The sequence below is a fragment of the Microbacterium sp. LCT-H2 genome (genome assembly GCF_001866135.1).
GTDB lineage: Bacteria > Actinomycetota > Actinomycetes > Actinomycetales > Microbacteriaceae > Microbacterium.
In genome coordinates, this window is sequence record NZ_MODW01000009.1 from 1 (window position 1) to 12614 (window position 12614).

Here is a 12614-nt window from a genome sequence, read left to right on the forward strand (position 1 = left end):
GGCTCCTCCAGCATCCGGCGCGGACTGCCGCGCGTCGCGGGTGGCGAGCCCTGGCCGCCCGCGGGGACCGTGCCCGCGCGTGCGACCGCCGACACCTCCTCGGCCGTGGCGGCGGACGCCCCCGCGATCGCGGAGACTCCGGCTCCGGCCGCGGCACCCGCGACGGCGGAGCCCGCCATCCCCGGCACCGTGCTCGCCCCGGCCGCCGACATCAGCACACCGCTGCCCTGGACCCGCACGGTCTGGAACGGTCGTGCCCCCCGACACCTCCCGGCCGCTGCCACGATCGCCACCCCGACCGCTCGCCGGCGCCCGACCTGGACCCAGGCGATCGCGGTGCTGTTCGGCGCCGCCGCTCTCGGTGTGCTCGCGGCCGCGGCCGTGGCTCTGGTCCGCGCGCTGCTCAGCCTCCCCTTCCTGCAGGACTTCCTGGCAGCCTTCCCGGGCGAGTACGAGCCGCCGATCCCGGTCGAGCCCGGCTTCGCGCCGTGGGTCAACTGGGCGCACTTCTTCAACATGTTCCTGATCGTGCTGATCATCCGGTCGGGCCTGCAGGTGCGCACCGAGAAGCGGCCGAGCGTGTTCTGGACGCCGCGGAACAACCCGAAGGGCAAGATCAGCCTGAACCTCTGGTTCCACCAGGCGCTCGACATCCTGTGGCTGCTGAACGGCGTGATCTTCGTGGTGCTGCTGTTCGCCACGGGACACTGGGTGCGGATCGTGCCGACGAGCTGGGAGGTCTTCCCGAACGCGCTGTCGGCGGCGCTGCAGTACATCTCGTTCGACTGGCCGCACGAGAACGGCTGGAACAACTACAACAGCCTGCAGCAGCTCGCCTACTTCGTCACCGTCTTCCTCGCGGCACCGCTCGCCGCCGTCACCGGGTTCCGCATGTCGGGGCTCTGGCCCAAGAAGGCGGAGCGCCTGTCGAAGGCGTACCCGGTGGAATGGGCCCGCGCCCTGCACTTCCCGGTGATGCTGTACTTCGTGGCGTTCATCATCGCGCACGTCGCGCTCGTGATGCTGACCGGCTTCCTGCGCAACCTCAACCACATGTTCGCCGCGCAGGATGCCGCGACGTGGACGGGGTTCTGGGTGTTCATCGCCTCGCTCGTCGTGATCGCGATCGCGTGGGTCGCGGCGCGCCCGCTCGTGCTCGCGCCGATCGCGAGGGCGTTCGGCAAGGTCTCGGGGCGCTGATCCATGACCGACCGCACCACCATCGAGGACTACTGGCGCGAGGCCCGCATCGCGCTGCCCCACCTGCCCGAGGCCCTTCCCGAGGCGTGGGGTTTCGGCGCGACGCCGGAGCACGCCGACGAGCTCCTGGAGCTCGTGCTCCGAGGCATCAAGGTGGGCACCGCGTCCTCCGTCTGGGACTACGAGGAGACGGGGGACCCGCTGCCGACCGTCGGCGAGCTCAGCATCATCCTCGACGGAACCGGCGCCCCGCGCGCCGTGATCGAGACCACGGCGATCGACATCGTGCCGTTCGACGAGGTCGACGAGGCGCACGCGTTCGCCGAGGGGGAGGGGGATCGCACCCTGGCGCACTGGCGCGAGGTGCACGAGCGCTACTGGCGCACCCACTCCGAGAGCCCGCGCGGCTACGAACCCGACATGCCGGTGCTGTGTGAGCGCTTCCGGCTGCTCCTGCCGACCGGCGTGGAGGACTGAGGAGAGGGAGATCATGGCAGAGGCCTACATCGTCGACGCGGTCCGTTCACCGGTCGGACGCCGTGGCGGCGCTCTCGCGGAGATCCACCCCGCCGACCTCGGCGCGCACAGTCTGCGGGCCCTCGTCGACCGCACCGGCATCGACCCTGGCGCCGTGGACGACGTGATCCTCGGAGCCATCGATGCGCTCGGGGGACAGGCCGGGAACGTCGCGCGCACCGCGTTGCTCGTCGCCGGCTTCCCGGAGCACGTGCCCGGCGTGACGATCGACCGCCAGTGCGGATCCAGTCAGCAGGCCGTGCACTTCGCCGCGCAGGCGGTGCTCAGCGGCACCAGTGACCTCGTGATCGCCGGCGGGCTGCAGAACATGTCGCGGATCCCGCTCACGGCGGCCGCGACCGTCGGCCGGGAGTACGGTTTCACGACGCCGTACGCTGAGTCGCCCGGATGGCAGGAGCGGTACGGCGACCAGGAGATCTCGCAGTTCCGGGGCGCGGAGCTCATCGCCGAGCGGTGGGACATCTCGCGGGAGGAGATGGAGCGGTACGCGCTGGAGAGCCACCGCCGGGCAGCCGTCGCCCAGGACGAGGGGCGGTTCGCGGCGGAGATCGCGCCGCTCGCCGGGCTCGACCACGACGAGGGCGTGCGCCGGGACACCACGCTCGAACGCATGGCCGGCCTGCCGCCGCTCGCGCCCGGGGGACGGATCACCGCGGCGGTCGCGTCGCAGATCAGCGACGCATCGAGCGCCGTGCTCATCGCCAGTGCGCGGGCGGTGCAGGAGCACGGCCTCACCCCGCGGGCCCGCATCCACCACCTCTCCGTCCGCGGCGACGACCCCGTGCTCATGCTCACGGCACCGATCCCGGCGACCCGGCACGCGCTGGCGCGCACCGGGCTCCGGATCGAGGACATCGACCTGCTCGAGGTCAACGAGGCGTTCGCCTCCGTCGTGCTCGCCTGGATGCGCGAGACCGGTGCGCCGCACGAGAAGGTCAACGTCAACGGCGGCGGCATCGCCCTGGGGCATCCGATCGGCGCGACCGGAACCCGCATCCTCGCGACCCTGCTCAACGAGCTGGAGCGCACCGGCGGCCGCTACGGCCTGCAGACGATGTGCGAGGGCGGCGGCGTCGCGAACGTCACGATCATCGAACGCCTCTGAGAGCAGACGGAAGGGCCGCCCCGCGGGGCGGCCCTTCCGGTGAGTACGAGGGTCAGGGGCGCACGAAGCGGACCTCGGTGAGCGTCTCGCCGAGGAACGGCTCGGTGTGCGCGGCGCCGTCGAGGTGGAACCCGTTGCGCGTGTAGAAGCGGTGCGCGCGGGGGTTGTCCTCGGCGACCCAGAGGTAGAGCGGCTCGTCCTTCTCGGCGGCGGCGTCGAAGAGCTTCTGGCCGATGCCGGTCGAGTGGTACGCGTCGAGCAGGTAGATGAAGTACAGCTCGCGGAACGCCGGGGCGTCCTTGTCGCGGGCCGGACCCGAGCCGACGAAGCCGACGATCTCGCCGTCGACGAGCGCCGCGTTCATCTTGAAGTCGGGGCCCTGCGAGGCCCAGTGCGTCCAGAGCTCGGCCATGCGCCGAGGCGAGACCTTCTCTAGCGCCGCCTTGCTGATGAGGTGATCGTAGGTCTCATGCCAGCACTGCGCATGCACGCGACCGAGGGCTTCCGCATCCACATCACGGACCGGACGGACGATGACTTCGGGCTGGGCTTCGGCGCTCATGCGGTGACTCTACGGCGGGTCCGTGGAAATCGGAAATCGGGATGACGGCCGGGGAAAGGCCCACCGGGGGCATGGAGGAATCGGACAACGAAGTTCGGCCGTCGTGCGCGGATGGCTACGATCAGTCCTCGTGAACGTGATCTGGCGGACCCTCCTCGTGATCCTCGGTGCGCGTCGCCGCGTGCGGCAGGGGAAGACCCTCGACCCCACCGCCGTCGGCACCGTGACGGTGACCACCCTGCCCACCGACCTCGACATCCTCCGCCACATGAACAACGGCCGGTACCTGTCGCTGTTCGACCTCGGTCGCTGGGACCACCTCATCCGCACGGGGTTGTTCGACGTGATGAAGGAGCAGGGCTGGTACGCGGTCGTGTCGAGCGAGACGATCACCTTCCGCAAGTCGCTCCAGCTCTGGCAGCGGTTCGAGGTGCAGTCCCGGTTCATCGGGCACGACGAGAAGGCCCTGTTCCTGGAGCATCGCGCCGTGGTCGGCGGCGAGGTCTACGCCAGGGCCATCGTGCGGGCCCGCGTGCTGCGGCGCTCCGGCGGCACGGTCAGCAACGAGGAGCTCTTCGCCGCGGTGGGCAAGCCCGACGGGGTGCCGGAGATCGACGCGTGGGTGCACGACTGGGCGGCCGCGTCCGCCCTGCCTCCCGTGCGCACCCCGGCCCCCAGCATCTGGAACTGAGCCGACTCCAGCCCGCACGGTCGGGCACCCCGGGATTCCGCGACCGGCGACCTAGGGTGGTCACATGGCAGAGTCGTCGTCATCCTCCGCGGAGGCGGGGGCATCCGCATCCCTCGCCGATCAGGCGGTCGAGCTCGCGCGCCGCTGGGTGATCGAGGCGGCCGCGGCCGACGTCGACCCCGCCGCGGAACGCCTCGCCGGAGTGCTCCGCGACGCCAACGGTCTGCCGTTCACCCTCGGTTTCGTCGACGGCGTGATGCGGCCCGAGAGCCTGACCGCCGCGGCCGCCCAGCTGCGCCGGATCGCGCCCATCGTGCCGGAGTTCCTGCCGTGGTACCTGCGCTCCGCGGTGCGGCTCGGCGGCGGCGTCGCCCCGGTGCTGCCGACCCCGGTCGTCCCCCTCGCGCGACGGGCGCTGCGCGAGATGGTGGGGCACCTCGTGGTGGACGCCCGGCCCGCGAAGCTCGGACCCGCGATCGAGAAGCTGCGGGAGTCGGGCTCGCGCCTGAACCTCAACCTCCTCGGGGAGGCGGTGCTGGGCGAGGCGGAGGCGCAGCGGCGGCTCGACGGCATCCACGAGCTCATCCGGCGTCCGGACGTCGACTACGTGTCGGTCAAGGTCTCGGCCATCGTCAGCCGCATCTCGATGTGGGGCTTCGACGAGGTCGTCGACCGGGTCGTGGAGCGGCTGCTCCCGCTGTACGTGACGGCTGCGGCAGACGGCACCTTCATCAACCTCGACATGGAGGAGTATCGCGACCTCGACCTCACGATCGCCGTCTTCACGCGGATCCTGGAGGACCCTCGGCTCATCGGGCTCGAGGCCGGGATCGTGCTGCAGGCCTATCTGCCTGACGCCCTCCCGGCCCTCCAGGAGCTCACCGCCTGGGCGCAGGACCGCGTGATCCACGGGGGAGCCCGCATCAAGGTGCGCCTCGTGAAGGGCGCGAACCTCGCGATGGAGCACGTCGAGGCGACGCTGCACGGGTGGACGCCTGCGCCCTACGACACGAAGCTCGACACCGACGCCAACTACCTGCGCTGCCTCGACTGGGCGCTGCGGCCCGAGCACACGACCTCGGTGCGGATCGGCGTGGCCGGCCACAACCTCTTCGGCATCGCCCACGCGTGGCTGCTGGCCGGGGAGCGGGGCGTCCGCGACGATGTCGAGTTCGAGATGCTGCTCGGCATGGCCCAGGGGCAGGTGCAGGCGGTGTCCCGGGAAGTGGGTCCGGTGCTGCTGTATGTGCCGGTCGTCACGCCGGCCGAGTTCGACGTGGCCATCAGCTATCTCGTGCGGCGGCTGGAGGAGAACGCGTCGTCCGAGAACTTCCTCTCCGCGGCGTTCCACCTGCACGACGACGAGACGCTCTTCGCCCGCGAGGCCGGCCGCTTCCTCGACGCACTCGACCGGGCGGGGGACCCGGCCCTCGGCCTCGGCTCGCGGCGCACGCAGGACCGCCTCGCGCCCGTGCACGAGTCCGTGCGGCCGGCGCCGGTCAGCCCGGTCGCGGAGGCCGATCTCACCAAGGCCGTGCTCGGCATCGTGCGCGGCTCGGACGACGCCGACACCGGCGCCTTCCTCGAGACCGCCGTGTATGCGGCGCGCGAGCGCGGGGAGGACACCGGGGGCGCCCCGGGCTTCGCGAACACGGCCGATACGGATCTCGCCCTCCCCGCCAACCGCGAGTGGGCGGCGGGGATCCGCGCACGGCTCGCGGATTCGACGGTCGGGACGGAGGTCCTCGACGCCGCCCGCGTCGACGACGCCGACGACCTCGGCCGCATCGTGCGCGGCGTGCAGGGCGCGGCGGCGGCCTGGGGTGCGCGTCCCGCGGCCGAACGCGCCGAGGTGCTGCTGCGCGCGGCGGCGGCGCTCGAGTCCCGGCGCGCGGAGCTGGTCGAGGTCGCCGCCGCGGAGACCGGCAAGGTCTTCGCCGAAGCCGATGTCGAGGTGAGCGAGGCCGTCGACTTCGCCCGGTACTACGCCGCGACGTGCCGTGAGCTCGATGCGATCTCCGGCGCCGTCTTCGTCCCCGCCCGCGTGACCGTCGTCGCGCCGCCGTGGAACTTCCCCCTCGCGATCCCCGCCGGTGGCGTGCTGGCGGCGCTCGCCGCGGGCTCCGGCGTGGTCCTGAAGCCCGCCCCGCAGGCGCGGCGGTGTGCGGCGGTGCTCGTGGAGGCCCTGTGGGACGGCGGCGTCCCGCGTGAGGCTCTCGCTCTCGTCGACATCGAGGAAGGCGACCTCGGCCGTGCCCTCATCACGGACGAGGCGGTGGACCGGGTGATCCTCACCGGATCGTGGGAGACCGCGGCGCTGTTCCGCTCCTGGCGTCCCGACCTGCCCCTGCTCGCGGAGACCAGCGGCAAGAACGCCATGATCATCACCCCCTCGGCCGACCTCGACCTCGCCGTGGCCGACCTCGTGAAGAGCGCGTTCGGTCATGCGGGGCAGAAGTGCTCCGCAGCGTCGCTCGCGATCCTCGTCGGGCCGGTGGGGCGCTCGCAGCGTTTCGCCCGTCAGCTCGCCGATGCGGTCCGCTCGCTGCGGGTGGGCTGGCCCTCGGATCCGCTCGCCGAGGTGGGCCCCGTCATCGAGAAGCCCGAGGGCAAGCTCGCCTGGGCCCTCTCCGAGCTGGAGGGCGACGAGCGGTGGCTCATCGAACCCGCCCTCGATCCCGCCGACGACGGCAGCGGCCGGCTCTGGCGTCCCGGCGTGCGGGTCGGCGTGCAGTCCGGCTCCCGCTTCCACACCGAGGAGTTCTTCGGCCCGGTCCTCGGGATCATGCACGCCCCGACCCTCGCGAAGGCCGTCGATCTGCAGAACGCCGTCGCCTACGGTCTCACCGCGGGACTGCACACGCAGGACCCCGACGACCTCTCCTTCTGGCTCGACCGCGTGCAGGCCGGGAACCTCTACGTCAACCGCGGCACCACCGGGGCGATCGTGCAGCGGCAGCCGTTCGGCGGGTGGAAGCGCTCCTCCGTCGGGGCCGGTGCCAAGCCCGGCGGGCCGAACCACCTCATCGGACTCGGGTCGTGGCGCGCCCAGCACGGGTCCCCGGCGTCGAGCACGCTTCATCTGCGGGGGCTCGACTCCCGGATCACGGGGCTCATCGAGGCCGCGCAGCCGTCCCTCCCGTTCGAGTCGTTCGAGTGGCTCCGGCGGTCCGCCCTGTCAGACGCGTTGGCCTGGGACCGGGAGTTCGGCCGGGTGCGGGACGTCTCGCGGCTGGAGATCGAGCGCAACCTCTTCCGGTATCGCCCTGTGCCCGTGGAGATCCGCGCCACCGAGGACGCCGCCCTGCACGACCTGCTGCGGGTCGTGATCGCGGGAGTGCGCGCGGGGGCAGGGTTCGTCGTGTCCACTCCGGTCGGGCTTCCGGCGGGCGTGCGGCGTGCTCTGGGCGACCTCGACGCCGTGGTGTTCCTGGAGACGGAGGACGAGTGGCTCCAGCGGATGCGGGTGGCCGAGGGGGCTGGAGCCTCGGGAGATGCCGGTGTTCCGGCGCTTCCGCGGCATGAGCGCGTGCGGCTCGTGGGCGGACGGGAGTCGGTGGCGGCGCTGCGCTCCGTGCTGACGGTGGCGACGGGCGGTGATCCGGACCTCGCGGTGTACGACGCGGAGGTGACGGCGGCGGCCCGCATCGAGCTCCTTCCGTTCGTGCACGAGCAGTCCGTCTCGATCACCGCCCACCGCTACGGAAACCCCGACCCCTGGAGCGCCTCCGTCATCTGACCCCCGCGGGGCCCGTCCGCCGGGGTGCCCCGCCCGTTTCGGTGCGGGTGCAAAAACGTACCGCTCCGGGCCGTCCGGGGCGCGTTTCTGATCCCGCTCGCCGGGGGCCGCCGCGCCCGTTTTGGTGCGGGTGCGAAAGAGGGCCGCCTCGGTGCTGCTCGGGTGCGATTCTGATCCCACCTCCGGGGTGTACGTGTCTCCACGCCGCGGGTGCGAAAAGGCGCTCCTCCGGAACGATGGGCGTGCGTTTTCGATCCCGCCTGCGGTGGGTGTGCGGGATTGGGGTGGGAGGTTCCTGGGACGCGGGATCGAAAAGGTGCCCTCGGGGGCCTGGGGAGGGGCGTTAGTGATCCCGCGGCGCGGGACGGGGCCAGGGGCTACGGGAGGCGGTGTAAAAGATTCTTGACACGCGCGGGAGTGCAGACGTATCCTCGTGTCAAGAATTTTTGACACGAGGAGATTCGCATGGTCTACGAGGAGCGCAACGTCTGGGCCGGGCTCATCGTCAGCCCGATCGTCGCGGTCGTCTACGTCGTGCTGCTGCTGCAGCAGGCCGGCGGCGGACCGCTCACCGCCACGGACTGGTTCCCGCTGATGCTCTGGACGATCGGCGGGGGCATCGTCGCGACGATCGTGCTCAGTGTCCTCTGGGGCATCATCGCGGGGATGTCCGATCCGGAGGGCATCGGCCGCTCCGACATCCGCGACCGGGACATCGGCCGGATGGGTTCCCGCGTGGAGCAGGCCTTCGTCACGATCGCCGGTCTCGGCGTCATCGTCCTCTGCGGTCTCGGCGCCGACGTGTTCTGGATCGCGAACACCATGTTCGCCGGGTTCCTCGTGGCGGCCGTCGTCGGCGGTGTCGCCCGGGCCGTCGCGTACCGGCGGGGGCTGCGCTGATGGTCAAGCCCACCCTCGTCTCCAACACCATCCGGGCCCATCGCGAGCGTGCCGGACTCACGCAGGCCGAGCTCGCCCGCACGATCGGGGTCACCAGACAGACCCTCATCGCGATCGAACAGCAGAAGTACTCGCCGACGCTGGAGCTCGCGTTCCAGATCGCCCGGGCCTTCGGGGTCGGGCTCGACGACCTGTTCGCGTATCCGACCGACCCCGGAGGTGCCGCATGACCGAGACGATGCCCGCCTGGACCCGCGAGACGTACGGCCCGGCCGCCGGGACAACACTGACCCGCCAGCCCGTCCCCGAGCCGCATCGAGGCGAGGTCGTGCTGCGCGTGCAGGCCACCGCCCTCAACGCCGGCGACGTGCGGCTGCTCCTCGGCGACCCGCTGCTGGTCCGGCCGTTCTTCGGGCTCACCCGCCCCAAGCACCCGGTGCGCGGGCTCGACGTCGCCGGCACCGTCGTGGCGGTCGGCGCCGACGTGGTGAACGCCGAGCTCGGCGAACTCGTCGTCGGGGAGCTGCAGGGCGGCGGCGGCCTCGCCTCCCACGCACGCATCGCGGCCGACCGCGTCGTGCCCGTGCCCCCGGATGTGACACCCGAGGCGGCGGCCTGTCTGCCGATCGCCGGAGGCACCGCGTGGCAGGCGCTCGATGCCGCCGGAGTGGGGTTGCGGCACCGTGCGCAGCGGGTCCTCGTGATCGGGGCGTCCGGCGGCGTGGGGACCTTCGCCGTGCAGCTCGCGGCGCTCCGCGGTGCCGAGGTGTGGGCGACGTGCCGTGCGCGCAACGCTCTGCTGCTGGAGCGCCTCGGAGCCGTGCGCACGCTCGACCACCGTACGTCTCCGCTCACCCACCTGCCCTCCTCCCGGTTCGACGCCGTCATCGACATCGCGGGAGGTGTGCCGATCCGCGAGCTGCAGCGCCTCGTCCGTCCGGGTGGCCGCGTGGTGCTCGTGACCGGCGACGGCGGACGCGTGCTCGGCCCTGTGCCGCGGATGATCCGCGCCGCCGTGCTCTCGCTCCGCGGACCCCGGGTGGTGTCGCTCACGGCGACCTCGCGCCCCGAGGTCCTCACGAAGCTGCTCGAGCTCGTCGAGGAGGGGCATCTGGTTCCGGTGATCGAGCGCACGTACCCGTTCGACGAGGCCGTGTCCGCGCTCGCGCACGTCGAGGCCGGGCACACGGTCGGCAAGGTCGTGGTGACGCAGCGCGAGGGCTGAGGGCGACACGGGATGGATGCTGGTGGCGCCCAGGGTCCGGTGGCACAATGGTCACCGGCGTGCCCGAGTCGCATCTTCCCCTCCGCCTCGTCCGAGCAGTGGGTCGAAGGACCGCCGGGCCCCTGGACAGCGTCCGCCGCGCCCGTTCACACGAGGAGCATCCATGTCGACGCCGGAGACCGCCGTCACCACCGCCCCCACGCGCACCGCGCACCGCCGCCACTACCTGATGTGCCGTCCCGAGCACTTCACGGTGAACTACTCCATCAATCCGTGGATGGAGCCGTCGCGGCCGACCGATACCGCCAACGCCGTCGCCCAGTGGCAGAAGCTCTATGACCTGTACCTCGAGCTCGGTCACGAGGTCGAGCTCATCGATCCGCTCCCCGGCTACCCGGACATGGTCTACACGGCCAACGGCGGCTTCCTCATCGACGGTCGCGCCTACGTGCCGGAGTTCCGGTTCGTCGAGCGCCAGGGCGAGGCTCCGGCCTTCGCCGACTGGTTCCGCGCCGCCGGCTACGACACGGTCATGCCGAAGGAGGTCAACGAGGGCGAGGGCGACTTCCTGCTCGTCGGCGATGTGATCCTTGCGGGCACGGGCTTCCGCTCCACCGGTGACAGCCACCGCGAGGTCGGCGAGGTCTTCGGCCGCGAGGTCGTGTCGCTGAACCTCACCGACCCCCGCTTCTACCACCTCGACACCGCGATCGCGGTGCTCGACCCCGTGCAGGGCGTGGAGAACGGCGGCCCCGAGCGGGCGAACATCGCCTACCTCCCCGGGGCCTTCGACGACGCCAGCCGTGCCGAGCTGGAGAAGCGCTTCCCGGACGCGATCCTCGTGTCGGACGAGGACGGCGCAGTGTTCGGCCTGAACTCCTCGAGCGACGGCTACAACGTCATCATCTCGCCGCGGGCGAAGGGTTTCGAGCAGCAGCTCCGGGAGCGCGGCTACAACCCGATCACCGTCGACCTCTCCGAGCTCCTCCTCGGCGGCGGCGGGATCAAGTGCTGCACGCTCGAGCTGCGGGGTGCGAAGTGACGATCGAGCAGGCGGCGGGCGCTTCGACCCTTCGACAGGCTCAGGAACCCGGCGAGGTCGCGGAGCCGCACGTCGCGCACAACTACCACCCGCTGCCCGTGATGATCGCGCGCGGCGAGGGGGCGTGGGTCACCGATGTCGAGGGCAAGCGCTACCTCGACCTGCTCGCGGCCTACTCCGCGGTCAACTTCGGGCACCGGCACCCCGCGCTCGTCGCGGCACTGACCGAGCAGCTCGGTCGGGTCACGCTCGTCAGCCGGGCGTTCCAGAGCGACACCCTGGAGCCGTTCGCCGCCGCCCTCGCCGAGCTCTGCGGCAAGGAGCTCGTGCTGCCGATGAACACGGGTGCCGAGGCGGTGGAGACCGGCATCAAGGTCGCCAGGGCCTGGGGCTACCGCGTGAAGGGCATCCCCGAGGGGAAGGCGCGGCTCGTCGTGGCGAAGGGCAACTTCCACGGCCGTACGACGACGATCGTGAGCTTCAGCGACGACGAGACCGCGCACGACGACTTCGGCCCCTACACGCCGGGCTTCGACCGCGTGCCTTTCGGTGACGCGGAGGCGATCGCCGCGGCGATCACGGAGGACACGGCGGGCGTGCTCGTGGAGCCGATCCAGGGCGAGGCCGGGGTCGTGATACCGACGGAGGGGTACCTGCGCCGCATCCGCGAGATCTGCGACGAGAAGAACGTGCTGTTCATCGCCGACGAGATCCAGGCCGGCCTCGGGCGTGTCGGCGAGACGTTCGCGTGCGACCGCGAGGGCGTCGTGCCGGACCTGTACCTGCTGGGCAAGGCGCTCGGCGGCGGCATCCTGCCGGTCTCGGCCGTGGTGGGGAACACGGATGTGCTGGGCGTGATCCGCCCCGGGGAGCACGGCTCCACGTTCGGCGGCAACCCGCTCGCGGCGGCCGTCGGCCTCCGCGTGGTGGAGATGCTGCAGACGGGCGAGTTCCAGGAGCGTGCGCGGGCGCTCGGTGCCCACCTCGAGCAGGCGCTGCAGCCGCTGATCGGCCACGGCGTCACGGAGGTGCGCATCGCCGGGCTGTGGGCGGGCGTCGACATCGATCCGGCCGTCGGCACCGGCCGTGAGGTCGCGGAGAAACTGCTCGACCGGGGTGTGCTCGTAAAGGACACGCACGGGCAGACCATCCGCATCGCCCCGCCGCTCGTCATCCGGGCGACCGAGCTCGACTGGGCCGTCGAGCAGCTCAAGGTGGTACTCGACGCCTGACCGCGCCCGACCCACCCCCTTCTGCAGGAGCCACCCCCTTGCGAACGTTCGCAAGGGGGTGGCTCGTCTCGAAGGGGGTGGGTCGACGGATCAGGCCGGCGGGGAGTCGGGGTCGAGCGTGCGGAGGGTGTCCTCCTCGGCGGCGTTGTCGGCCGCGAGCTCGTCCTCGGTGTTCTCGTCGCCGCCCAGCGGAGCGGGGTGGCCGGGGCCGGAGCTGCCCTGGATGGCGCCGCCGGTCGACTCGCCGCGGGAGCTGTCGCCCTGGATCGCGCCGCCGGTGCCGTCGCCCTGGCCGGAGTTCTCGTCAGGGACGTCGACGCCGGGAGCGCCTTCGGCCGGATCCTGCGGGTGCGGGGTGCTCATGTTCTCGTCCATGACCCG

Annotated in this window: 12 protein-coding genes; 10 read left to right on the top strand and 2 right to left on the bottom strand. The window is 71.8% G+C overall.

Features of this window, described 5'->3' with window-relative positions:
* The 3 genes from BK819_RS15365 to BK819_RS15375 form a co-directional block, all read left to right on the top strand.
* Positions 1-1200 (top strand): cytochrome b/b6 domain-containing protein (locus BK819_RS15365; RefSeq protein WP_256209492.1); only part of this gene is annotated, 1200 nt, incomplete at its 5' end.
* Positions 1201-1203: 3 nt separating this feature from the next.
* Positions 1204-1677 (top strand): ASCH domain-containing protein, encoded by a 474-nt coding sequence (locus BK819_RS15370; RefSeq protein ID WP_071329904.1) that lies wholly within the window; start codon positions 1204-1206, stop codon positions 1675-1677.
* 13 nt (positions 1678-1690) lie between these two features.
* On the top strand, positions 1691-2842 hold the full coding sequence (locus tag BK819_RS15375) for an acetyl-CoA C-acetyltransferase (RefSeq protein WP_071329905.1): 1152 nt from the start codon (positions 1691-1693) through the stop codon (positions 2840-2842).
* A 52-nt stretch (positions 2843-2894) separates the two neighbouring features.
* On the opposite strand, the gene BK819_RS15380 is transcribed toward BK819_RS15375, so the two are convergent.
* A complete protein-coding gene (locus BK819_RS15380; RefSeq protein ID WP_071329906.1) occupies positions 2895-3404 on the bottom strand; it encodes a GNAT family N-acetyltransferase in 510 nt (169 codons plus the stop codon).
* A 130-nt stretch (positions 3405-3534) separates the two neighbouring features.
* On the opposite strand from BK819_RS15380, the gene BK819_RS15385 reads away from it, so the two are divergent.
* From BK819_RS15385 to rocD, 7 genes are all read left to right on the top strand, one after another.
* On the top strand, positions 3535-4095 hold the full coding sequence (locus BK819_RS15385) for an acyl-CoA thioesterase (protein ID WP_025105424.1): 561 nt from the start codon (positions 3535-3537) through the stop codon (positions 4093-4095).
* Between the two features lie 64 nt (positions 4096-4159).
* A complete protein-coding gene (locus BK819_RS15390; protein WP_071329907.1) occupies positions 4160-7834 on the top strand; it encodes a bifunctional proline dehydrogenase/L-glutamate gamma-semialdehyde dehydrogenase in 3675 nt (1224 codons plus the stop codon).
* 465 nt (positions 7835-8299) lie between these two features.
* Entirely contained in the window at positions 8300-8734 is a 435-nt protein-coding gene (locus BK819_RS15395; RefSeq protein WP_071329908.1) for a hypothetical protein, read from the top strand.
* A complete protein-coding gene (locus tag BK819_RS15400) occupies positions 8734-8964 on the top strand; it encodes a helix-turn-helix transcriptional regulator (protein ID WP_071329909.1) in 231 nt (76 codons plus the stop codon). The genes BK819_RS15395 and BK819_RS15400 overlap by 1 nt, the downstream gene beginning before the upstream one ends.
* Positions 8961-9959: an NAD(P)-dependent alcohol dehydrogenase gene (locus BK819_RS15405; RefSeq protein ID WP_071329910.1), complete on the top strand. Its 999-nt coding sequence runs from the start codon at positions 8961-8963 to the stop codon at positions 9957-9959. The genes BK819_RS15400 and BK819_RS15405 overlap by 4 nt, the downstream gene beginning before the upstream one ends.
* 163 nt (positions 9960-10122) lie before the next feature.
* Complete coding sequence (ddaH, locus tag BK819_RS15410; protein ID WP_071329911.1) at positions 10123-11001, top strand: dimethylargininase; 879 nt, start codon at positions 10123-10125, stop codon at positions 10999-11001.
* A gap of 2 nt (positions 11002-11003) precedes the next feature.
* Entirely contained in the window at positions 11004-12233 is a 1230-nt protein-coding gene (gene rocD, locus BK819_RS15415; RefSeq protein WP_071329966.1) for an ornithine--oxo-acid transaminase, read from the top strand.
* A 90-nt stretch (positions 12234-12323) separates the two neighbouring features.
* Here rocD and BK819_RS15420 read toward each other — a convergent pair whose 3' ends face one another.
* On the bottom strand, positions 12324-12608 hold the full coding sequence (locus BK819_RS15420; protein ID WP_071329912.1) for a hypothetical protein: 285 nt from the start codon (positions 12606-12608) through the stop codon (positions 12324-12326).
* Positions 12609-12614: the final 6 nt, after the last annotated feature.